The sequence below is a fragment of the Azospirillum halopraeferens DSM 3675 genome (genome assembly GCF_000429625.1).
Classification (GTDB): domain Bacteria; phylum Pseudomonadota; class Alphaproteobacteria; order Azospirillales; family Azospirillaceae; genus Azospirillum; species Azospirillum halopraeferens.
This window is the reverse complement of sequence record NZ_AUCF01000001.1, coordinates 448,161-468,665: the sequence shown is the minus strand read 5'-3', so window position 1 is coordinate 468,665 and position 20,505 is coordinate 448,161. Positions and strand designations below refer to the sequence as shown.

General features: G+C 70.6%; 21 protein-coding genes. 16 read left to right on the top strand and 5 right to left on the bottom strand.

Going from position 1 to position 20,505, the window contains the following annotated elements; genetic code table 11:
* The first annotated feature begins 69 nt into the window (after nucleotides 1-69).
* Complete coding sequence (locus G472_RS0102280; RefSeq protein ID WP_051340187.1) at nucleotides 70-1,551, top strand: sodium:proton antiporter; 1,482 nt, start codon at nucleotides 70-72, stop codon at nucleotides 1,549-1,551.
* 51 nt (nucleotides 1,552-1,602) lie between these two features.
* Here the strand turns inward: G472_RS0102280 and G472_RS0102275 are convergent, their stop codons facing one another.
* Nucleotides 1,603-2,424 (bottom strand): universal stress protein, encoded by an 822-nt coding sequence (locus tag G472_RS0102275; protein WP_029007068.1) that lies wholly within the window; start codon nucleotides 2,422-2,424, stop codon nucleotides 1,603-1,605.
* 122 nt (nucleotides 2,425-2,546) lie between these two features.
* Between G472_RS0102275 and G472_RS30810 the strand changes: the two genes are divergently transcribed.
* The 5 genes from G472_RS30810 (at nucleotide 2,547) to G472_RS0102250 (ending at nucleotide 8,114) form a co-directional block, all read left to right on the top strand.
* The gene (locus G472_RS30810; RefSeq protein WP_051340185.1) at nucleotides 2,547-3,710 is read left to right on the top strand and encodes an acetoin utilization protein AcuC; all 1,164 of its coding nucleotides are present in this window, start codon (nucleotides 2,547-2,549) and stop codon (nucleotides 3,708-3,710) included.
* Nucleotides 3,711-3,836: 126 nt separating this feature from the next.
* Nucleotides 3,837-4,418, top strand: coding sequence for a hypothetical protein (locus tag G472_RS30805; protein ID WP_051340183.1), 582 nt, complete (start codon nucleotides 3,837-3,839; stop codon nucleotides 4,416-4,418).
* Nucleotides 4,418-4,957: a hypothetical protein gene (locus G472_RS0102260; RefSeq protein WP_029007067.1), complete on the top strand. Its 540-nt coding sequence runs from the start codon at nucleotides 4,418-4,420 to the stop codon at nucleotides 4,955-4,957. Before G472_RS30805 ends, G472_RS0102260 begins: the two co-directional genes overlap by 1 nt.
* Before the next feature lie 199 nt (nucleotides 4,958-5,156).
* Nucleotides 5,157-7,145, top strand: coding sequence for a methyl-accepting chemotaxis protein (locus G472_RS0102255; protein ID WP_029007066.1), 1,989 nt, complete (start codon nucleotides 5,157-5,159; stop codon nucleotides 7,143-7,145).
* 75 nt (nucleotides 7,146-7,220) lie between these two features.
* Nucleotides 7,221-8,114, top strand: coding sequence for a prephenate/arogenate dehydrogenase family protein (locus G472_RS0102250; RefSeq protein ID WP_029007065.1), 894 nt, complete (start codon nucleotides 7,221-7,223; stop codon nucleotides 8,112-8,114).
* Nucleotides 8,115-8,120: 6 nt separating this feature from the next.
* On the opposite strand, the gene G472_RS0102245 is transcribed toward G472_RS0102250, so the two are convergent.
* A complete protein-coding gene (locus G472_RS0102245) occupies nucleotides 8,121-9,143 on the bottom strand; it encodes a DUF2125 domain-containing protein (RefSeq protein WP_029007064.1) in 1,023 nt (340 codons plus the stop codon).
* 124 nt (nucleotides 9,144-9,267) lie between these two features.
* On the opposite strand from G472_RS0102245, the gene G472_RS0102240 reads away from it, so the two are divergent.
* The 3 genes from G472_RS0102240 to G472_RS0102230 all read left to right on the top strand — a co-directional run bounded on the left by G472_RS0102240 (nucleotide 9,268) and on the right by G472_RS0102230 (nucleotide 12,594).
* On the top strand, nucleotides 9,268-9,891 hold the full coding sequence (locus G472_RS0102240; protein WP_084536377.1) for a gamma-glutamylcyclotransferase: 624 nt from the start codon (nucleotides 9,268-9,270) through the stop codon (nucleotides 9,889-9,891).
* A 49-nt stretch (nucleotides 9,892-9,940) separates the two neighbouring features.
* Nucleotides 9,941-11,848 (top strand): M1 family metallopeptidase, encoded by a 1,908-nt coding sequence (locus G472_RS0102235; protein WP_035690690.1) that lies wholly within the window; start codon nucleotides 9,941-9,943, stop codon nucleotides 11,846-11,848.
* Between the two features lie 101 nt (nucleotides 11,849-11,949).
* Nucleotides 11,950-12,594 (top strand): SH3 domain-containing protein, encoded by a 645-nt coding sequence (locus G472_RS0102230; protein WP_029007061.1) that lies wholly within the window; start codon nucleotides 11,950-11,952, stop codon nucleotides 12,592-12,594.
* Between the two features lie 63 nt (nucleotides 12,595-12,657).
* On the opposite strand, the gene rpmE is transcribed toward G472_RS0102230, so the two are convergent.
* A complete protein-coding gene (rpmE, locus tag G472_RS0102225) occupies nucleotides 12,658-12,882 on the bottom strand; it encodes a 50S ribosomal protein L31 (RefSeq protein ID WP_029007060.1) in 225 nt (74 codons plus the stop codon).
* 185 nt (nucleotides 12,883-13,067) lie between these two features.
* Between rpmE and G472_RS30800 the strand changes: the two genes are divergently transcribed.
* The 6 genes from G472_RS30800 (at nucleotide 13,068) to G472_RS0102195 (ending at nucleotide 17,607) form a co-directional block, all read left to right on the top strand.
* Nucleotides 13,068-14,879 (top strand): ABC transporter transmembrane domain-containing protein, encoded by a 1,812-nt coding sequence (locus tag G472_RS30800; RefSeq protein ID WP_035690686.1) that lies wholly within the window; start codon nucleotides 13,068-13,070, stop codon nucleotides 14,877-14,879.
* 12 nt (nucleotides 14,880-14,891) lie between these two features.
* Complete coding sequence (locus G472_RS30795) at nucleotides 14,892-15,182, top strand: restriction endonuclease (RefSeq protein ID WP_035690684.1); 291 nt, start codon at nucleotides 14,892-14,894, stop codon at nucleotides 15,180-15,182.
* A 193-nt stretch (nucleotides 15,183-15,375) separates the two neighbouring features.
* Entirely contained in the window at nucleotides 15,376-15,990 is a 615-nt protein-coding gene (gene rpsD, locus G472_RS0102210) for a 30S ribosomal protein S4 (RefSeq protein ID WP_029007059.1), read from the top strand.
* A gap of 150 nt (nucleotides 15,991-16,140) precedes the next feature.
* The gene (locus tag G472_RS38620; protein WP_156926959.1) at nucleotides 16,141-16,281 is read left to right on the top strand and encodes a hypothetical protein; all 141 of its coding nucleotides are present in this window, start codon (nucleotides 16,141-16,143) and stop codon (nucleotides 16,279-16,281) included.
* A gap of 16 nt (nucleotides 16,282-16,297) precedes the next feature.
* Nucleotides 16,298-16,903, top strand: a complete 606-nt coding sequence (locus G472_RS0102200) for a hypothetical protein (RefSeq protein WP_029007058.1) — start codon at nucleotides 16,298-16,300, stop codon at nucleotides 16,901-16,903.
* On the top strand, nucleotides 16,900-17,607 hold the full coding sequence (locus G472_RS0102195; RefSeq protein ID WP_029007057.1) for a hypothetical protein: 708 nt from the start codon (nucleotides 16,900-16,902) through the stop codon (nucleotides 17,605-17,607). The genes G472_RS0102200 and G472_RS0102195 overlap by 4 nt, the downstream gene beginning before the upstream one ends.
* 9 nt (nucleotides 17,608-17,616) lie before the next feature.
* On the opposite strand, the gene G472_RS0102190 is transcribed toward G472_RS0102195, so the two are convergent.
* Nucleotides 17,617-18,705, bottom strand: a complete 1,089-nt coding sequence (locus G472_RS0102190) for an alkene reductase (protein WP_029007056.1) — start codon at nucleotides 18,703-18,705, stop codon at nucleotides 17,617-17,619.
* Nucleotides 18,706-18,845: 140 nt separating this feature from the next.
* Here G472_RS0102190 and G472_RS30790 point away from each other — a divergent pair, with 140 nt between their 5' ends.
* On the top strand, nucleotides 18,846-19,481 hold the full coding sequence (locus tag G472_RS30790) for a TetR/AcrR family transcriptional regulator (RefSeq protein WP_051340178.1): 636 nt from the start codon (nucleotides 18,846-18,848) through the stop codon (nucleotides 19,479-19,481).
* Here the strand turns inward: G472_RS30790 and rarD are convergent.
* Complete coding sequence (gene rarD, locus G472_RS0102180) at nucleotides 19,478-20,434, bottom strand: EamA family transporter RarD (protein WP_029007055.1); 957 nt, start codon at nucleotides 20,432-20,434, stop codon at nucleotides 19,478-19,480. The genes G472_RS30790 and rarD overlap by 4 nt on opposite strands.
* Between the last annotated feature and the right edge of the window lie 71 nt (nucleotides 20,435-20,505).

Genomic DNA, 20,505 nt, shown 5'->3' with positions numbered 1-20,505 from the left:
AGGTTTCGGCTTGGCTTGGGGTGCTTCGATACGCATACTGCCGTCCCCGCCGACAGATCCGCCCGAACGATGCACCACCCCGACGACCGGCGCCCCGGCGCCCGAGCCTTCGCGCCCCGCGCCCTTGCGGGGATCGCCGCCCTGCTGTTGCTGGCCCTGCTGCCGTTGCCGGCCCTGGCGGCAACCGCCGTGCAGACCGGGGACCACGCGTTGCCGCACCTCAACGGCGCGGACCTCAGCGTCTTCTGGGTGATTCCGTTTGCCGGAATCCTCCTGTCCATCGCCATCATGCCGCTGGTGGCGCCGAACCTGTGGCATCATCATTTCGGCAAGATCTCCGCCGGCTGGGCCATCGTCTTCATGGTGCCGTTCGCGCTGACCTACGGTGTCCCGCTGGCGGTGTACGAGCTGCTGCACGTCGCCCTGCTGGAGTACATTCCGTTCATCGTGCTGCTGACGGCGCTGTTCACGGTGGCCGGCGGCGTCCGGCTGAAGGGGTCGCTGGTCGGCACCCCCATCGTCAACACCATGACCCTGCTGCTGGGAACGGCGCTGGCCAGCTTCATGGGCACGACCGGTGCCGCGATGCTGCTGATCCGTCCGCTGATGCGGGCGAACGAGCACCGCCGGCACAAGGTCCATACCATCGTCTTCTTCATCTTCCTGGTGGCCAACATCGGCGGCTCCCTGACGCCGCTCGGCGACCCGCCGCTGTTCCTGGGATTCCTGAAAGGAGTCAGCTTCTTCTGGCCGACGACCCACCTGTTCCTGCCGATGCTGCTGGTGGCGTCGATCCTGCTGGCGGTCTATTTCGCGCTGGACACCTGGTACCACAGCCGCGAGCCCGGACCGGCGCCGCTGGTCGACGGCACGGTGGAGCCGCTGTCCCTGGAAGGCAAGGTCAACCTGCTGCTGCTGCTGGGCATCATGGGGTCGGTGCTGCTCAGCGGCGTGTGGCACCCGGGGACCTTCACGATCTACCATGTGGAGGTGCCGTGGGAGAGCCTGGCCAGCCAGATCCTGCTGCTGACCATCACCTACCTGTCGCTGAAGCTGACGAGCGCTCACAGCCGGCGCCTCAACGGCTTCACCTGGGGTCCGATCGTGGAGGTGGCCAAGCTGTTCGCCGCCATCTTCCTGACCATCATCCCCGCCATCGCGATCCTGCGCGCCGGGACCGAAGGGGCGCTGGGCGCCGTCATTCAGGCGGTCAACGCCGACGGCCAGCCGGTTCCCGCCATGTATTTCTGGGCCACCGGCGTGCTGTCCAGCTTCCTGGACAACGCCCCCACCTACCTGATCTTCTTCAACACCGCCGGTGGCGACGCCGTCCACCTGATGACCGACCTGGCGGTGACGCTGACCGCCATTTCCTGCGGCGCGGTGTTCATGGGGGCCAACACCTACATCGGCAACGCACCCAACTTCATGGTCAAGGCCATTGCCGAGGAACGCGGCATCCGTATGCCCAGCTTCTTCGGCTACATGGCCTGGTCGTGCCTGTTCCTGGTGCCCTTGTTCGCCCTGGTGACGTGGGTCTTCTTCGTCTGATGAACCGTTCGCCCCTCCCCCGCCGCCCGCGCGGCGGGGGAGGGCGCGTCTTCAGTGCGACATCAGCACCGGGACCTTCATGTTCTGCAGCACCGTGCGCGTGGCCCCGCCCAGCACCATCTCGCGCAGGCGGGAGTGGCCGTAGGCGCCCATGACCAGCATGTCGGCGCCCAGGTCGCCGACGCGGTCCAGGATCGTCTCGCCGATGTCGCCGCCGCGCAGGATGTCGGCCTGGTGCTGGCTGCGCACGCCGTGCCGTTCCAGGAAGATCATCGGATCGTGCCCGCTGTCCCCCTTGTGGCCGGGCGGGTCTATGGTCAGCACCGTCACCTTCTCCGCCGCCTGGAGGAAGGGCAGCGAATCGCGCAGCGCCCGCCCGGCCTCCCGCGTCTTCTTCCAGGCCAGCACCACGTGCCGGCCGAATCCGGCGGGAACTCCGTCGTAGGGCAGCACCAGGGCCGGGCAGGGAGCATCCAGGGGCAGGCGGTCCGGAACGTGCAGCAGCACCCGGTCCTCGGCATGGGCCGGGTGCGACTGGGTGATGATGGCAAGATCGGAATAGGTGGCGCGGGCGGCCAGCAGCTCCTCGTGGTCGCCCTCGGCGACGGTCCAGGAATAGGAACAGTCCTTCAGCGCCTGGCGCACCTCATGCTCGATCGCCTCGGCCTTCTCGTGGGCGATGGCGGTCGCCTCGGCGATGTAGGCGTAGGAGGCGCCGCGTCCGGTCACGGCGGCCGGCATATGAACCGGCGTGGCGACGTACAGCACGTCCACATAGGCGTCGAAGCGCTTGGCCAGCGAAACCGCGACGTCGAGGCGGGCACCGTGGCGCTCGTCGTTGGACATGTGCAAGAGGATGGTCTTGATCGGCATGGGATCCGCTCGCTGTTGCCGGCCCCCGCGGGCCTGACATCTAGGTAACGCCCGCAGGGACCGGATGGCAACGCCGGAGCACCGCTTGACGCGCCGCCGCGGCCACGCCAGTTCACACCGGCATGTCCGCGCGTCCCCTGTTCCTCGGCAGCGAGATCTACCGGCGCTCCAGCTACGGGGCGAAGCACCCGCTCGCCATCCCGCGGGTGTCCACGACGATCGACCTGTGCCGGGCCATGGGCTGGCTTCCCGACGCGCAGTACCGCGACAGCCCCATGGCGACGCCTGCCCAGTTGGCGCGCTTCCACGACCCCGCCTACATCGACGCGTTGCAGAGGGCCGAGGCCGACGGGCAGGTTGATGCGGCGACCGCCGAGCGGCACGCCATCGGCCGTTTCGGAAACCCCCTGTTTCCCGAGATCTTCCGGCGCCCCGCGACCGGTGCCGGCGCGTCGCTGCTGGCCGCGCGGCTGCTGCTGGACGGGGCCGACACCGTCTACAGCCCGGCCGGCGGCACCCACCACGGCCGCCGCGACCGCGCCAGCGGCTTCTGCTATCTCAACGACCCGGTGCTGGGCATTCTGGCGCTGCTCGACGGCGGGCTGGAGCGGGTGCTGTACGTCGACCTCGACGCCCACCACGGCGACGGTGTGGAGGCGGCGTTCGCCGGCGACGCGCGGGTGCTGACGGTGTCGGTTCACGAGGATGGGCGCTGGCCCTTCACCGGCGCCGTCGCCGACCGCGCGGGCGGCAGCGCCCGCAACCTGCCGGTTCCGCCGGGATTCAACGATTGCGAACTCGCGTGGGTCGTCGAGCACGCGCTGCTCCCGCTCGGGCGCGGCTTCATGCCGCAGGCGCTGGTGATCCAGTGCGGGGCCGACGCTTTGGCCGACGACCCGCTGAGCCGGCTGGAGCTGTCCAACGGTGCCCTGTGGTCGGCCGTGACGGCCCTGCTGCCGCTGGCGCCGCGGCGGCTGGTGCTGGGCGGCGGCGGCTACAATCCGTGGTCCGTGGCGCGTTGCTGGGCGGGTGTGTGGGCCGGGCTCAACGGCATCGACCCGGCCATTCCCGCGACACCGGCGGCCGAGGCGGTTCTGCGGGCGCTGACCTGGTCGCGGGCGGCGGGCCGCAACCCGCCCGCGCACTGGCTGACGGCGCTGGCCGATCCGCCGCGCTGCGGGCCGGTGCGCGATGCCGTGCGCCGGGTTGCCGCCGCGGCACTGGAGCCTGCTTCATACGAAAGAATGTTGATGGCTGCCACTTCGAATGTGAGCGGGCGGACGTAACGCTCTTTCCTGCCTCCCGGCGGAAGCGTACAATTTATTGACGTTTGAGCGGGTTTGCGCAACTCTGCCATTCGTTGGACGCCGGTCTCGGCGGCAGGCGGTCAAACGGGACGCTCGGACCACGATATGTCGAACACGACTCTGCTTCTGGTCGCGATCCTGGTCATCATGGTTGTGGCACTGCCCATCGCGTTCATCATGAAGGATCTGCTGCCGCGCACGCTGGAGCGGTCATCCGGGCTGGAGGCCCTGCAGAACCGGATCTACGTTCTCCATTCCGAAGCGCAGGACCTGCAGAGCCGCGTCGCCGATCTGGTGGCGCGGCGAAACCAGCAGTCCGGCGAGAAGCACCGGATCGACAGCGACACCCGCAAGATCGAGAAGCAGATCGTCGATCTCGCGGCGCAGCCCCCGACCTTCGTGCACGAGATCGGGGAGCCCAAGGCCGGGGCGACCAAGTTCGTCGTCGACATCGCGCAGGAAGCCGCCTCGGCCCGGGCCCGTGTCGGCGGCGACCGCGCTGCCGTCACTCCCATCTGGCGCTATCCCAACGTGGCCGAGGTCTGGGCCAACAGCTACGACGAGGCCAAGCAACTGGTCGACGTGGCCTTCCCCTTCAAGCTCGGCTACCAGAAGTCGTTCCGCAGGACGGCGCCCGCATCGCCGCGCGGCGCCGGATCGGACGAGGCGCGCAAGGCCACCGCCTGATGATGGTCAATTTCCTCATCATCCTGGTCATTGTCGCCGTGGCGGCGTGGCTGGGCAATGTTCTGCTGACGGTGGAGGCCGCTACCAGCCAGGTGCGGGCGCGCGTGCGCAACACCCGGGAGACGGTGTCAAAGCTGGAGGTGACGATCCGGCGCCTGAAGCGCGACGAAGAGGAGACGCTGAAGGAGATCCGGGAACTGGGGGACGAGATCGTGGCCGCCCGCCGCAAACAGTCCGAGGCTCAGGCGCGCCTCACCGAGGCACAGTCCCGGCGCCGGCCCAGCCTGATCATCCTCAGCGACCGCCGCAATCCCTCGGACAAGGAATGGACGGTCACCGTCACCAACAGCCAGATCCGCGAGGTCGATGCCAGCCATCCCCTGGCCCAGGAATGGGCTCTGGGACGCGATTTCCTGGTATGGGCGGAGAGCGAACGGGAGGCCGGCGAGCGGGCACGCCGCCGCTTCGACGCCCGACCGGGCTATGCGGTCAAAGCCGTTGCGCCGGCCAAGGAAGACCTCTTCCCCAGCGGACGCTGACGGCCCGATGACGCTCGCAGGGCGGATTGCGTCACAAGGTTGTTCAACGATGCGGTTCGCCATGCGGGCGAGAACGGTTCTTCCTTTCGATTACCGGAACTGAAAATTGTCGCACCCGCGAACAATAATTTGTATTGAACTTTCCCCGCCGTTGTCTCTTCCATATGGCATATGCCCATCCTCCGAAGGGACGCGCGCGATGCGGGACAACGGACCGGTGACCGGCCGCGAGATCATGCTGGCCGACGATCAACTCCTCATGTCGCGAACCGACACGAAGGGGCGGATCACGTTTGTGAACAAGGCGTTCGTCGACGTCAGCGGCTTCACCGAAGCGGAGTTGCTGGGATCACCCCACAATCTGGTGCGCCATCCCGACATGCCGCGCGAGGCCTTCGTCGACCTCTGGGAAACCATCAAGGCCGGACGCCCCTGGGAAGGGTATGTCAAGAACCGGACGAAGAGCGGCGATCACTATTGGGTGAAGGCCAACGTGACGCCGGTGGTCGAGAACGGTGAGGTGATGGGCTACATCTCCATCCGGTCCAAGCCGTCGCGCGAGGCGGTCGCCGAGGCGGAGCGCGTCTACGCCGGCATCCGCAACGGCACTGCCAAGGGGGTCGGTCTCGCCGATGGGCAGATCGTCCGGCGCGGCATCGGAGAAACCCTGAAGACGGTGGCGGGAAGCATCACCGGCCGGCTGCTCGCCTCCTATGCCCTGCTGATCGGGATCATGGTGCTGCTGGAGGTGAGCGCCCTCAATATGGGTGAGGACGCCGGGTTCGTGGCGCTAACGATGGGTCTGATGCTGCTGGGCATCGCCGTGGCCGTAGGATCGGCGGTCGCCATCGTAAACACCGTCAAGCGGCCGCTGGCGCTGGTGGAAGCCCATCTGGACGCCATCGCCACCGGCGATCTGGTCAAGGTGCTGCCGAGTTCCGGCGTGTCGGAGTTCACGCGCATCCGCTCCCAGATCCGTGCGGTGAAGGCGCGGCTTGCCTACACCCAGCAGGAACGCATCGAGCGTCAGCGCCAGGCCGACGAGGAGCGGATCGCCGCCCTGCGCGCCATGGCCGAAACGATCGAGCGCGAGGCCGGCCGGGCGGTGGAGCAGGTGGCCGAGCGTACCGGCGCCATGGCCGGCGAGGCGGACGGCATGGCCGGCTCGGCTGAGCGGGTGAGCGCCAACGCCCAGAACGTCGCCGCGGCGGCGGAGCAGGCGCTGGCCAACGCCCAGACCGTGGCCGCGGCGACCGAGGAACTGGCCGCCTCGATCCGTGAGATCTCGGCGCAGATCGCCCATTCCAGCCACGTCACCAAGCGCGCGGTGGACACGGGCCGGCGCACCCAGACGACGATCCGTTCGCTGTCCGATGCCGTCGGCCGTATCGGGGAAGTGGTCAAGCTGATCAACGAGATCGCCAGCCAGACCAACCTGCTGGCGCTGAACGCCACCATCGAGGCGGCGCGGGCCGGCGAGGCCGGCAAGGGCTTCGCCGTGGTGGCGCAGGAAGTTAAGAACCTGGCCAACCAGACCGCCCGCTCCACCGAGGAGATCACCCGCCAGATCGCGGAGATCCAGGGTGCGACGGGCACCGCCGTGGCGGCGGTGGAGGAGATCGGAGGCACCATCACCGACATCGACCAGATCTCCGGTGCCATCGCCGCCGCCATGGAGGAACAGGCCGCGGCAACCCAGGAGATCAGCCGCAACGTGATCGAGACGTCGAGCGCGGCCCGCGAGGTGTCCACCCGCATCACCGCCGTCTCCGACGAGGCGGAGCGGACCGGAACGCAGGCCGCGCAGGTGCGCCAGGGATCGGGCGAGGTGGCGAGCAGCATCGAGGACCTGCGCCGTGTGCTGGTCCGCGTGGTCCGCACCTCCACCACCGATGCCGACCGCCGCCGGCAACCGCGCATCGCGGCGGACGAATCATGCGTCCTCAGCGTCGGCGGGCGGCCGCGGCCGGGGCGTGCGCTGAACCTGTCGCGCGGCGGCGCCTTGCTGACCGGCGTCGGGGAGGATGTCCGCGCCGGCGATCGCGGCACGCTGCGCCTCGACGGGCAGGGTGTCCAGGTGGCCGTGGCGGTGCGCAGCGTCGATCGGGACGGCGTGCACATCGCCTTCGAGGAGAACGATCCCTCCCTGCCCGCGATGCACCGGGTGATCGACCGGTTGGCCTCGTAGGGGCGTGCAAGTTTCCCTTGGTAGGGGCGGGCGGTGGTGGTTTAAAGGCGTTCCCTCGCTTCACCGGGTGCCGCCATGACCGAGACCTCCGCCCCCGTCTTCGACCGCGTCGCCATCGTCGGCATCGGCCTGATCGGCTCGTCGCTGGCCCGGGCTCTGCGGCAGTACGGGGTGGCGCGGGTGGTGGTCTGCGCCGACCGAAGCGAGGCGGCGTGCGCCAAGGCCCTGGACCTCGGGATCGTGGACGAGGCGATGGTCGACCCCGGCGCCGCCGTGCGGGGCGCGGACGCGGTCATCCTGTGCACGCCCGTGGGCGCCTACGCGGCCGTGGCGGAGACCATCGCGCCGCATCTGAAGCCGGGTGCGGTCATCAGCGACGTCGGTTCGGTCAAACAGGCGGCGGTGCGCGACATCGGGCCGGTGCTGCCGGGCGGCGTGCACTTCGTCCCCGCCCATCCCGTGGCGGGGACCGAGCATTCCGGCCCCGAAGCGGGCTTCGCCGAGCTGTTCCAGGGACGCTGGTGCATCGTGACCCCGCCGCCCGGCACCGACGCCGCCGCGGTGCAGCGCGTGACCGCGCTGTGGAGCGGGGTGGGATCGCGCGTGGAGGTGATGGAGCCGTCCCGCCACGACCGCATCCTCGCTATCACCTCGCATCTGCCGCACCTGATCGCCTACACCATCGTCGGCACGGCCGCCGACCTGGAGGAGGAGACCAAGTCGGCGGTCATCCAGTTCTCGGCCGGCGGCTTTCGCGATTTCACGCGCATCGCCGCCTCCGATCCCATCATGTGGCGCGACATCTTCCTGAACAACCGGGAGGCCGTGCTGGAGATCCTTCAGCGCTTCACCGAGGATCTGACCGCCCTGCAGCGCGCCATCCGCTGGGGCGAGGGTGAGGTGCTGGAGGAGCACTTCACCAAGACCCGTGCGATCCGCCGCGGCATCATCGACGCCAGGCAGGCGTAACGCCGCTCACCAGCGGATCACCGGCACCTTCGCGACCTTCAGCGGGCCGACGTAGAGGGCGCGGTCCTGGATGGTCAGCGGGGCGGCGAGAACGGATTCGCCCGTGTCGGCGGCCGGGCGCGAGAGCATGCCGAGGATCAGGCCGGCCATGCGCAACTCCGCCTCGCCGATGGTGCCGCGGATGGTGTTCAGCACCTCGCGGGCGCCGCGCACTTCGGCGGTCATGGCCGCCTGGGGCTGCAGGTCGCGGTCCAGCGCCAGCGTTCCGTTCGCCGCCACCTTCAGCGGCCCCCAGTCCAGCGCCAGACGGTCCAGTTCCACGGTGCCGCCGGCGCGGCTCCACGCCGCCAGGTCGGCCGGTTCCGGACGGGGCGGGCGGCCCTGCACCCGCACCTCGGCGAACGCCCGGTCGATCACCGGCCCCAGCGGGTGGCCGTTCAGCGCCGGCGGCCGGACGGCGTCGACGGTGACGCTGGCCGACAGGCCGGTGTCCGTGTGGGCCGCCGGCGGCACCGGCGGCTGGGCCAGGGTGACGGCGAGGGCGCCGATGCTGGCGGCGCGCACCGCGCCGTCGGCCGCCGCCGTCAGACCGGCGAAGCGCAGCCGCACCTCCACCGGCAGGCCGGCCGGGCTGACGAACAGCTCGCCCGTTCCCCCTTGCGGCGCCGTGACCTCCAGCGGCACGCCGCCGCCGTCCGCCAGGCGCAGGTGATGGATTCCGGGCAGCGTCAGCGCGATGCGCCGGGGATCCCAGGGCACCGCCTCCGCTTCCAGGGACGCACCCCGCCAGGCGATCCCGCCGCCGTCGATGGACGGCTGGCGCGCGACCGCCCGCACCGCGAACGGAAAGCCGTCCACCGTCAGGGACTCGTAGGTCACGCTCACGCCGTGGGCGCGCTGCTGGGCCGACCAGGCCGCGACACCGTCCTCGACGGCGCGCGCGACGTGCCACCACCACGCGCCGTACACCGCGGCGGCGGCAATCAGAAGGACGAGCAGACCAAATCCCAATGTGCGGCCAGGGCGCATGTGTGTCGTTTCCGGGTCGTTGCTCAGCGGTTATAGCGCCCTACATAGGGAGCGTGCTACGATTCGCCGCGTCGGCCACAAGAGCCGGCGCACCGGCTTCGCCTTGCGACGTTCCCCCGGGGTCATGCTGCTCGACACGCGCTCCGACGACATCGGCCTCGGGCCGGATTCCTCCGTTCGCCCGGCCCCCACCTGGGCTGCCGACGTGTCCCTGCCCGAAGGGGCGGAACTGTGGGTGTTCGGCTACGGGTCCCTGATGTGGAATCCCGGTTTCCCCTTCGAGGAGCAGCGGCTGGCGGTGCTGCGCGGCTACCACCGCCGCTTCTGCGTCGCGTCGCACCGCTACCGCGGCACGCCCGAGCGTCCGGGGCTGGTGCTGGGGCTGGACCGCGGCGGCTGCTGCCGCGGCATGGCCTTCCGCGTGGCGGCCGCGCAGGCGCCGGCCGTCCTCGACTATCTGTGGGACCGGGAGATGATCACCCGCGTCTACCGGCCGCGCCTGCTGCCGGTGCGTCTGGCGTGCGGCGGCACGGTGCGGGCCTGCACCTTCGTGGTCGATCGCGGTCATCACCAGTACCGCGGCTGCCTGTGCCCGGAGGAGACCGCGGCCACCATCGCCGCCTGCCGGGGCGAGCGCGGCGCCAACCTGGACTATCTCGCCAGCACGGTGGAGCGTCTCGACGCCCTGGGCATCCGCGACGCGCGGCTGTCGGCGCTGCTGGCGAAGGCGCGGACCTGCGCTCCCTGAAGCGTTGCCGGCGCTGTGCGGCGCGGACCGCCGGCACCATATGGGGAGCATGCGCTTCCTGCTCCTTCCCCTGCTCCTGATCCTCGCCGCGCTGCCGGTGCGGGCGGCGGGCATCCACCACGACCTGGACGTCGTCCTCGATCCCGCCGCCCGGCGGCTGGAGGTGACCGATCGCATCACCGTACCGCCCGGCCGCCAGCGCTTCCTGCTGGACGCCGGGCTGGAGGTGCTGGAGGCCGGCGTTCCCCACCGCCGCAATGGCGAGATGCTGACGCTGGAGGTTCCCGACGGCGGCGGTCCCGTTACCGTGCGTTACGCCGGAACGCTGCCCGGGTTCGCCGACGAGAGCGCCGGCGGTCCGCGCGCTGATGAGGAGGGGGCCCTGCTGGCCGGCGGCTGGCTGCCGGTGCAGCCCGGCACCGTGCCCACCTGGCGCCTGAGCGTGCGCGTGCCGGCCCCGCACGTGGCCGTGGCGACCGGCCACCTGGTGGAGGAGGTTCGCGACGCCGCCGGCTACCGCGCCGTCTTCGCCGAGGACCGCACGGTGGAGGAACCCTCCCTGTTCGCCGGCCCCTGGGAGGTGCGGGAGCGGCGGCACGGCGACCTGCGCCTGCGCACCTACTTCCATCCCGAGCAGGCGGGGCTGTCCGACGCGTTCCTTGACCAGACGGCGGCGACCATCGACCGCTTCGCCGCCCGCATCGGTCCGTACCCCTTCGACGGCTTCGCCATCGTCTCGGCACCCTTGCCCGTCGGCTACGGTTTCCCGGCGCTGACCTACATCGGCCGCCGTGTGCTGCCCCTGCCGTTCGTGCGCGGCCAGTCCCTCGACCACGAGATCCTGCACACCTGGTGGGGCAACGGGGTCCGCGTCGGCGACGGCGGCAACTGGGCCGAGGGGCTGACCACCTACATGGCCGACCATGCCGCGGCCGGGGCGGAAGGGCGCGACGCCGCCCTGCGGCTGGACTGGCTGCGCGACTACGCGGCGCTGCCGGCGGACCGCGACGCGCCGCTGACCGCCTTCCGGGCCAAGGTGCACGACGCCGCACAGGTGGTGGGGTACGGAAAGGCCGCTTTCCTCTTCCACATGCTGCGGGCGGAGATCGGCGACGCCGCGTTCGACGACGGCCTGCGCCGGTTCTGGGAGGCGCACCGGTTCACCGCCGCCGGCTGGTCGGATCTGCAAACCGCCTTCGAAGCCGCGTCCGGCCGTTCCCTGGACCCCTTCTTCCGGCAGTGGCTGGAGCGCACCGGGGCACCCGAGCTGCAGCTCGTCGACGCCACGGCCACCGCAAACGGCGTGCGGGTCAGCTTGCGCCAGCGCACCCCGGTGTATGCGCTCTCCGTGCCGGTCGCGGTGGAGACGGACGGCGGGACGGAGCGCCACACGGTGCGGCTGGACGGACGGGAGGTGACGGCTGACCTGCCATCCGCGCAGCGCGTGCGGGCGGTGGCCGTGGACCCCGACGCCGACCTGTTCCGCCGCTTGGCCCATGGCGAGGCGCCGCCCATCCTGCGCGACGTCACGCTGGATCGCGGGTCGGCCGTGGTGGTCGCCGCGACGGATGCGGCGGCGGAGGCGGCCCGCGCCCTGGCCGCCCGTCTGATGGACGGGGAACCGCGCCTGGTGACGCCCGGCCGCGTCGATCCCGCCCGTCCCCTGGCGCTGATCGGCACCACCGCGGCGATCGAGCCGCTGCTCACCGCCTTCCGCCTGGGGCCGCCGCCCGATGCGGTGGCCGGGCGCGGCACCGCACGGGTGTGGACGGCACGATCGCCGGAGGGCCGCGGCATCCTGGTGATCGCGGCGGACGACGCGGAATCGCTGGCGGCGTTGCAGCGGCCTCTGCCCCATTACGGACGCCAGAGCTGGCTGGTGTTCGACGGTGGCCGGGCGGTGGACCGCGGCGTCTGGCCCGCCACGGGCAGCGCGCTGCGGCGGACCATCGATTGATCGCTGCGTCGGGCGTACCCCCGACGCGACACCCCGATCACCGGGAGACGTTGCCCGTGCGTGCGTTGAACCGTCGTACGACCATTGTCGGGAGGACGACCATGTCACGCATGTGCAACGCGGCGCGCGGGTGTGCGCTGGCCATCGGCCTGGCCCTGGCAGCCGGTGCGGCGCAGGCCGCGCCCGGCGACATCCACGCCGTCACGTCGGAACGGGTGAACCTGCGCTCCGGCCCGTCGGAGCAGGCGTCGATCCGCTCCACCATCACCGGCGACGACCGGCTGATCGAGTTGCGCCGGGACGGCAACTGGGTCGGCGTGCGCGTCGTCGACACCGGTGAAGAAGGGTGGGTCTTCGGGGACCTGCTGCGCCGGCAGCAAGCCAGCACGCTGGGCGGTGCCGAGGCCGGCGCGACGCGGGCGGATGCCGGCTTCAACCGGCTATCGCCGGGATTCGACCGGCTGATCGCCGACATCGGCGACCAGTTCGGCTACCGCTTCGCCGACTCCGTGGAGCAGACCGGCGACAACACCTTGCGTGTCGTGCCCACCGAGGAGTGGATCTACAACACCAGCCGCGAGGCCAAGCTCTACGCCGCCCTGGCCGTGTACGCCATGTGGAAGAACTACAACAACGGCCGCCCGGTGGAAGCCGTGCTGGGGCCGTCCGACGGCCACGCCATCATGGTCAGCGACCGCGCCGACGGGCCGGAGCTGAGCCTGCCGCTGGTCGGCGGCTCCCGGTGACGCACCACGAAAAAGGGCGCCCGCCGGCGGGCGCCCTTTTTCGCTGCGGGCGGCGTGCCGCCCTTACTTCTTCAGACCGAAGTTCGCGAAGCGCTTGTTGAACTTCGCGATCTGGCCGCCGGTGTCCAGCAGCTTCTGAACGCCGGTCCAGGCCGGATGCGACTTCGGGTCGATGTCGAGGCGCAGCGTGTCGCCCGGCTTGCCCCAGGTGGAGCGGGTGGTGAACGAGCTTCCGTCGGTCATGACGACGTTGATCTCGTGGTAATCGGGGTGGATGTCTTTCTTCATGGCCGCGGTCCCTGAAAAGCGAGCGGGGTTTATAGCGAACCGGTCCGGGCCGCGCAACCGCTTCCTGACACCGCATCCTTGACATTCGGCGGTTCCCGACTTGAGGGGCGGCGGCGGGGGCGCTATATGGCCGGTGTATTCCCGCCGCCCTATGCCCTTCGAAGGCGTACCTGAAGGATACCCCGGTGCTCCGCCAACCCTCCAGCGCCGACCGACCCGCCGCCGATGCCGGGGCCGACGCCGGCCGACGCCGTGACCTGCGGCCGCTGCGCCTGCTGCTGCCCTTCCTGGCCCCTTACCGCTGGCGGATCGCCGCGGCCTCCGTGGCCCTGACGGTGGCGGCCGCGACCGTGCTGGGGTTGGGGCAGGGGATGCGGGTGCTGGTGGACCAGGGCTTCGCGGAGGGCGACGCGGCGTTGCTCGACCGCGCGCTGCTGGTGCTGCTGGGGGTGATCGTGCTGCTGGCCGCCTCCACCTACGCCCGCTTCTATCTGGTGTCGTGGATCGGCGAGCGGGTGGTGGCCGACCTGCGCCGCGCCGTCTACGACCATGTGTTGCGGCTGTCCCCCGGATTCTTCGAGACGACGCGCACCGGCGAGATCCTGTCCCGCCTGACCACCGACACCTCGGTGCTGCAGGTGGTGGTGGGGTCGTCCGTCTCCATCGCGCTGCGCAACACGCTGCTGTTCCTCGGCGGCTCCATCATGCTGCTGGTCACCTCGCCCAAGCTGACGGGACTGGTCTTCCTGGTGGTGCCGCTGGTCGTCGTCCCCATCGTTCTGTTCGGGCGCCGGGTGCGCGCCCTGTCGCGCGACAGCCAGGACCGTGTGGCCGACGTGGGCGCCTTCATCGACGAGACGCTGTCCGGCATCCGGACCGTGCAGGCCTACACCCACGAGGGGCGGGAGCGGTCCCGCTTCGCCGGGCGGGTGGAGGACGCCTTCGCCGTGGCGGTGCGCCGCGTGCAGATGCGCGCGATCATGACGGTGATCGTCATCGTGCTGGTGTTCGGCGCCGTCGGCACCATCCTGTGGATCGGCGGCCACGACGTGCTGACCGGACGGATCAGCCCCGGCCAGCTTTCCGCCTTCGTGATCTACGCCATCGTGGTCGCCGGGTCGGTCGGCGCCATCAGCGAGGTGATCGGCGATCTGCAACGGGCGGCGGGCGCCACGGAGCGGCTGTTCGATCTTCTGGCGACCGAGCCGGACATTCGGGCTCCCGCGGCGCCGCAGCCGCTGCCGGAGCCGTCCCGGGGGGCGGTGGCGTTCCGGGACGTGCGGTTCCACTACCCGTCGCGGCCCGACGGGCCGGCGCTGGAGGGCTTCACCCTGGATGTGCAGCCGGGTGAGACGGTGGCGCTGGTCGGCCCCTCGGGGGCCGGGAAGTCCACGGTGTTCCAGCTTCTTTTGCGGTTCTATGACCCGCAGGCGGGCAGCGTGCTGGTCGATGGAGTCGATGTGCGCGCCGCCGACCCGCAGGACGTGCGCCGGCGCATCGGGCTGGTCGCCCAGGATCCGGTGATCTTCTCCGCCGACGCCTGGGAGAATATCCGCTACGGCCGCCCGGATGCCACCGACGAGGAGGTGCGCGCCGCCGCCGAGGCGGCGCACGCGCTCGACTTCCTGGAGGCGCTGCCCGACGGCCTGTCCACCTTCCTGGGGGAGAAGGGTGTGCGCCTGTCGGGTGGCCAGCGCCAGCGCATCGCCATCGCCCGCGCCATCCTGCGCAACCCGCCGATCCTGCTGCTGGACGAGGCGACCTCGGCGCTGGACGCCGAGAGCGAGCGGGTGGTCCAGGACGCGCTGGAGAAGCTGATGCGCCAGCGCACCACCCTGATCATCGCCCACCGCCTGGCGACCGTGCTGAACGCCGACCGCATCGCCGTGATGGACGGCGGCCGGCTGGTCGCCAGCGGCCGCCACGCCGACCTGATCCGCGAGGGCGGCCTCTACGCCCGCCTGGCGGCCCTGCAGTTCGACCGCGCCGCCGAGTAGGGTGGTGGCGCCATGGACGCGTCTTGTCCGCTGTGCGGCCGGCCTCTGGTGCCGGGGCCGAGCGTCAACGAGCACCACCTGGTGCCGCGGCGCTACGGCGGGCGCGAGCGGGTGGCGATGCACCGCATCTGCCACGACAAGATCCACGCGGTGTTGAGCGAGGCGGACCTGCGCGACCACTACCACACGCCCGACCGCCTGCGCGCCCATCCGGAGATCGCCGCCTTCCTGCGCTGGATCGCCGGCAAGCCGCCGGAGTTCGTCGACGGCCACCATGGCGCGCGGGGCCGGCGGCGGCGGTAGAGCGGCCATGCCGACGCTGCGTCACGAACGCATCATGTGCGGTTTGACTTTCCGGCGCGCCTGCGTATAGTGCGCGCCTTCACTTCCGGGAATGCGGGCGTGCCTTTTTGAACGCCCCGTCCGCGCCACCTCCTCCGGGGACGGCGATGGAACTACCGGGACAAAACCAACTCGTGTTCCACCGAGGACAAAAATGAGCAAGCGTCAGGAATCCAAGTACAAGATTGACCGCCGTCTCGGCGTCAACCTCTGGGGCCGCGGCAAGAGCCCGGTCAACCGCCGTGAGTACGGCCCCGGTCAGCACGGCCAGCGCCGCAAGAAGCCGTCGGACTACGGCCTGCAGCTCATGGCCAAGCAGAAGCTGAAGGGCTACTACGGCAACATCAGCGAGAAGCAGTTCCGCAAGATCTACGCCGAGGCCGTGCGCCGCAAGGGCGACACCGGCGAGAACCTGATCGGCCTGCTGGAGCGCCGTCTGGACGCCGTGGTCTACCGCCTGAAGTTCGCGCCGACCCCGTTCGCCGCGCGCCAGATCATCAACCACGGCCACATCCTGGTCAACGGCCGCCGCCTCAACATCCCGTCGGCCCGCCTGAAGGACGGCGACACCGTCGAGGTGCGCTCCAAGTCCAAGCAGATGGCGCTGATCATGGAGTCGGTCGGCTCCCAGGAGCGCGACGTTCCGGAGTATCTGGAAGTCGACACCGGCGCTCTGAAGGGCCGCTTCATCCGCGCCCCGCAGCTTGCCGACGTGCCGTACCCGGTCCAGATGGAACCGAACCTGGTCATCGAATTCTATTCGCGCTGATCCGTCGGATTCGTCTGCCTTCGGAAAGGGGCCGCGCCTTCGGGCGCGGCCCTTCGCGTGTCCGGGGGGCCGTGTTCGGGGCATTCGGAACCGCTCGCCCGTCCTCCTGTTGTCGCAAGGCAACCGACCCAAAGGAGGAAGGGCATACCGATGGCCATCGACCAGCACCACGGCCCGCGCAAGATGGGCGTATACGAGGGCGCCGGGACGACGCAGTCCCAAATGCCGAAGTTCCTGGCCGTTCTGGGGGTGATCGTCCTGCTGCTCCTGCTCTGGGTCTTCTTCCAGTAGCCGCGCCGGAGGACCCATGGCCCGCAAAACCATTGTCGCGCTGTACGACAGCGCGCTGGACGCCGATGCCGCCCGCACGCGCCTGCGGGACGCCGGCATTCCCGACGACGACATCGAGGTGCACTCCCATTCCGGCTACGGCGCCGGCAACGGTGGCGGGGAGATCATACCGAATCTGACCGGATGGGGCGTGCCGCAGGACGAGGCCTTCGTCTACGCCGAGGGACTGCGGGAGGGCGGTACCCTGCTCGTCGTCTCGCTTCTGAAGGACGACAGCGTGGAACGCGCCATCGGTCTTCTCGGCAGCGTGCCGGTTGAGCCCGCGATGGCCGCGGAGACTCCCGCGGTGACACCGCAGCCGCAGCCGGCCGGCCATGACACCCGTCCGGTGCCGGACGTGCCGCCGCCTGCCACCCCCGTGTCCGCCACGGACAGCACCGCGGCCGGGCGCCGCACCGCCCGTTCCGTGGAATCGGAACAGACCCTGTCGGATGCCGCCCGCGCCCTGCGTGACACCAATGCCGCGGCGAAGGCGAAGGGCGCCGGTGCCAAGGGGGCCGGTGCCAAGGTCAAGCCCGGTGAGTACGTGGACCGTCCGGGGCCCACGGAGCCGCCGCGATGAACCGGCGGATGCCGGGGCTGATCGCCGGTTCCGGTATCGTCCTGCTGTCGCTGCTGGCCGTTCCCGCGCAGGCGCAGGATCCTTCTCCGGCCGCCGCTTGCGGCGATCTGGCCGCTGACTTCGAAGCGGTGGTGCTGCGGAACGGCGGGGATGCTTCCGGCGCGTCCGGGGAACCGTCGGCGGATGCGCTTGCCGGCCGTGCGGTTCCCGATGTCGGGGGTGTCATGCAGCCCTCCGCCATCGGCGAAGGCGCCGGGCCGGACCGGGCACCTCCCGAGGCCGTGGCCGACCTGTCGGAGGACGAGCGGCGGCATCTCCGCGATCTGGTTCGGGAGGCCCGGGAGGCGGCGGATCGGGGCGATGCGGATGCTTGCCGACAATCCCTGAACGAGGCCCGCACCGCGGCCCGTGAGGCCGGTATCGGGGCGACCGCCGGCGGAGGATCGGCGGCGGGTCCGGATGCCGTCGGCGGGGTCGGCGGAGCCGGGACGGGCGACGCCGCATCCACAGGCGCCGGTGCGATCAATCCCGGGCGCACCTTGGGCGGACCCGGCGGCACTCCCGGCGCTGCGCCCGGAATTGCCGCCCCCGGCACCGCACCCGGAGGGGCCGGGGGCGGTATGGGCGGCCCCGGCACCGGCGGCGGCATGGGCAGTTCCGGCGCCGGAGGCGGGGCCGGCGCCGGGGGCGGTCCCGGAGGTTAGCGGCGGTCTCTACGCCGCCGCCGGGTAGTCGGTGTACCCCCGCTCGTCGCCGCCGTACATGGTTGCACGGTCCGGCTGCGCCAGGGGGGTGCCATCGCGCAGGCGGGTCGGCAGGTCCGGATTGGCGATGAAGGGGACGCCGAAGCTCACGACGTCGGCGCTGCCGTCCGCCAGGGCACGGTCCGCCGTGGCGCGATCATAGCCGCCGTTGATCATGAATGGACCGGTGAAGGTCCGGCGCAGGAGGGGGGCCAGACGCTCAACCTCGGGCGCCGGCGCCATGGGACCGTCCAAACCCTCGATCACATGCAGGAAGGCGAGCCCGAAGCGATTCAGCGCGCCGACGACATGGGTGAAGAGAGCCGCCGGGTTCGAATCCCGCATGTCGTTGAAAGTGCCGTTGGGGGATAGACGCACGCCGGTGCGGTCGGCGCCGATGGCGGCGCTCACCGCCTCCGTCACTTCCAGAAGGAAGCGCGCCCTGTTCTCGACGCTGCCGCCGTAGGCGTCGGTGCGGTGGTTGGTGCCGTCGCGCAGGAACTGGTCGATCAGGTACCCGTTGGCGGCGTGCAATTCCACGCCATCGAACCCCGCTTCGACCACCGCACGCCGCGCGGCATCGGCGAAGGCGGCGACCAGGCGGGGAATCTCGTGGGTCTCCAGGGCGCGGGGTGTGGGGAAGGGCTTCATGCCCTCGCCGGTGTACAGTTCGCCGGCGGCGGCAATGGCCGAGGGGGCGACGGGCAGGGCGCCGCCGGGCTGGAACATCGGATGAGAAATGCGGCCGACGTGCCAGAGCTGAACAACGATGCGGCCGCCGCGCGCGTGGACGGCGTCGGTGACGCGCCGCCAGGCCGCGGCGTGCGCCGGCGTATGGACACCGGGCGTGTTGGGATAGCCCTGCGCGTCATCCGAGATCTGCGTCGCCTCGGAGATGATCAGCCCGGCGCCGGCGCGCTGGGCATAATACTGCTCCATCACCGGCGTGGGAATGGTGTCGGTGCCGGCGCGGCTGCGGGTCATCGGCGCCATGACGATGCGGTTGGCCAGGTCGATGGCGCCGAGGCGCACGGGGGTGAACAGGTCGGGAAGAGACATCGGAGCCTCGGTTGGTATGTATGTGGATACATACTTAACGGGGAGGCATCCCTTGTCAAGGGTGGTGAGGGCTCCCTACTATAGGGACTCGCAGGAACGGGGCGCCGCGGTGCCCTTCCGAGGAACGCAGGACCGCCGCCGTGGACGACGAAACCGCCGACTGCCCGCCTTCCCCCCGCCGCCGCGACCGCGAGGCGACGGCGGCGGCGCTGCTCGATTCCGCCAAGGCGGTGTTCTCCGAGCGCGGCTTCGACGCGGCGACGACGCGGGAGATCGCCGCCGGCGCGGGGGTCAACGAACAGCTCATCCAACGCTATTTCGGCGGGAAATCCGGCTTGCTGCTGGCGGTGGTCGATCGTTATGGCCGTGAGGAGGGGCAGGGATGCCACCTGCCGCCGCCCGGTGACGATCTGGAAGGGGAGATCCTGCGGTTCCTGGAAGCGCAGGTCGAGCACACCTGGAAATGCCGCGACATCAGCAAAGTCGTTCTCGACCGTGCGCTCGTCGATCCGGAAGTGGCGGAGCATATGGGGCGCACCCTGACCGAGGCGCGCGTGCCCTGCCTGCTCGACCGGCTGGAGACGCTGCGGGCGCGCGGTCTGATCGACGCGGACGCCGACCTGCCCAACGTGGCCGCCGGGCTGGCGTCGTTCAGCTTCGCCCTGGGGTTCATGGACCGGGTGGTGTTCGCACGCGACCCCGGCCGGCTGTGCGCCATTGTCCGTAGCCTTGCCCAAACCGTGGCGCGGGGGCTGTCACCGCAATCCCGGTCTTAGCGGCCGGTGGAAGGCGCCGCCGTCGCCGCGGCGCGACGGCGCCGCTCGGCCCGGTGCCCCGCGATGGCGTCGCCGGAGTAGACGGCGAGTGCCACCCAGATGCAGCCAAAGGCGATGGCGTGGGCGTTCGTGAACCGTTCCCCGTACACCAGCACCCCCAGAAGGAGTTGGCCGGTGGGTGCGATGTATTGGAGAAGCCCGACGGTGGCCAGCTTCAGCCGCGCCGCACCGATCATGAACAGGATCAACGGCACCGCGGTGATCGGTCCGGACAGCATCAGCAGCAGGTCATGGCCGACACCGGCCCCCGTGGCGAAGGCGCCATCGGCGCCCAGCCACAGCAGGTAGCCGGCGGCCAGCGGCACCAGGAGCGCGGTTTCCGCCAGCAGCCCGATCAGCGGGTCGATGGCGGCCTTCTTGCGCACCAGCGCGTAGAAGCCGAACGTCAGCGCCAGCGACAGGGCGATCCACGGCACCGCCCCGTAATGCACCACCAGGCTCCCCACGCCCGCCCCGGCGATCAGCACCGCCGCAAGCTGCCGGCGCGACAGCCGCTCGCCCAGGAAGAGGACGCCGAGGATGACGTTGACCAGCGGGTTGATGTAATAGCCAAGGCTGGCCTGGACCAGCTTGCCGTCAATGATGGCGTAGATGAAGATCGTCCAGTTCGCCGTCACCAGCGCCGTCGTCACCAGGAAGATCGACAGACGCCGCCACGACCCGACGGCCCGCAGCACCTCGGCCGGTGACTTCATCGCCAGCACCACGGCGGCCATCAGCACCACCGTCCACACCACGCGATGGGCCACGATCTCGACGGCGCCGACATCGGCGACCGCCTTGAAGTAGACCGGGGCCAGCAGTCCCCATATGAGGAACGCGCCGATACCGGACGCCAGTCCGATTGCGGAGGCGCGGGAGTCGGTGTCCGGCGGCGGCGAGAATTGAGCCATCCTCGCTCTGTACCACGGGCGGCGGACCGCGGCATGGGGTCACCTCAGCATTCCGGCTCTGCTTTTCCGGC

Excerpts from the sequence above, each read along its gene's own strand:
- G472_RS38620 (WP_156926959.1), top strand. The coding sequence starts at position 16,141 with ATGGCCATCGACCAGCACCACGGCCCGCGCAAGATGGGCGTATACGAG.
- G472_RS0102235 (WP_035690690.1), top strand. The coding sequence starts at position 9,941 with ATGCGCTTCCTGCTCCTTCCCCTGCTCCTGATCCTCGCCGCGCTGCCG.
- G472_RS30810 (WP_051340185.1), top strand. The coding sequence starts at position 2,547 with ATGTCCGCGCGTCCCCTGTTCCTCGGCAGCGAGATCTACCGGCGCTCC.
- G472_RS0102200 (WP_029007058.1), top strand. The coding sequence starts at position 16,298 with ATGGCCCGCAAAACCATTGTCGCGCTGTACGACAGCGCGCTGGACGCC.
- G472_RS0102250 (WP_029007065.1), top strand. The coding sequence starts at position 7,221 with ATGACCGAGACCTCCGCCCCCGTCTTCGACCGCGTCGCCATCGTCGGC.
- G472_RS0102195 (WP_029007057.1), top strand. The coding sequence starts at position 16,900 with ATGAACCGGCGGATGCCGGGGCTGATCGCCGGTTCCGGTATCGTCCTG.
- G472_RS30805 (WP_051340183.1), top strand. The coding sequence starts at position 3,837 with ATGTCGAACACGACTCTGCTTCTGGTCGCGATCCTGGTCATCATGGTT.
- G472_RS30795 (WP_035690684.1), top strand. The coding sequence starts at position 14,892 with ATGGACGCGTCTTGTCCGCTGTGCGGCCGGCCTCTGGTGCCGGGGCCG.
- G472_RS0102240 (WP_084536377.1), top strand. The coding sequence starts at position 9,268 with ATGCTGCTCGACACGCGCTCCGACGACATCGGCCTCGGGCCGGATTCC.
- rpmE (WP_029007060.1), bottom strand. The coding sequence starts at position 12,882 with ATGAAGAAAGACATCCACCCCGATTACCACGAGATCAACGTCGTCATG.
- G472_RS0102245 (WP_029007064.1), bottom strand. The coding sequence starts at position 9,143 with ATGCGCCCTGGCCGCACATTGGGATTTGGTCTGCTCGTCCTTCTGATT.
- G472_RS0102275 (WP_029007068.1), bottom strand. The coding sequence starts at position 2,424 with ATGCCGATCAAGACCATCCTCTTGCACATGTCCAACGACGAGCGCCAC.
- G472_RS0102260 (WP_029007067.1), top strand. The coding sequence starts at position 4,418 with ATGATGGTCAATTTCCTCATCATCCTGGTCATTGTCGCCGTGGCGGCG.
- G472_RS0102230 (WP_029007061.1), top strand. The coding sequence starts at position 11,950 with ATGTCACGCATGTGCAACGCGGCGCGCGGGTGTGCGCTGGCCATCGGC.
- G472_RS0102190 (WP_029007056.1), bottom strand. The coding sequence starts at position 18,705 with ATGTCTCTTCCCGACCTGTTCACCCCCGTGCGCCTCGGCGCCATCGAC.
- rarD (WP_029007055.1), bottom strand. The coding sequence starts at position 20,434 with ATGGCTCAATTCTCGCCGCCGCCGGACACCGACTCCCGCGCCTCCGCA.
- G472_RS0102280 (WP_051340187.1), top strand. The coding sequence starts at position 70 with ATGCACCACCCCGACGACCGGCGCCCCGGCGCCCGAGCCTTCGCGCCC.
- G472_RS0102255 (WP_029007066.1), top strand. The coding sequence starts at position 5,157 with ATGCGGGACAACGGACCGGTGACCGGCCGCGAGATCATGCTGGCCGAC.
- rpsD (WP_029007059.1), top strand. The coding sequence starts at position 15,376 with ATGAGCAAGCGTCAGGAATCCAAGTACAAGATTGACCGCCGTCTCGGC.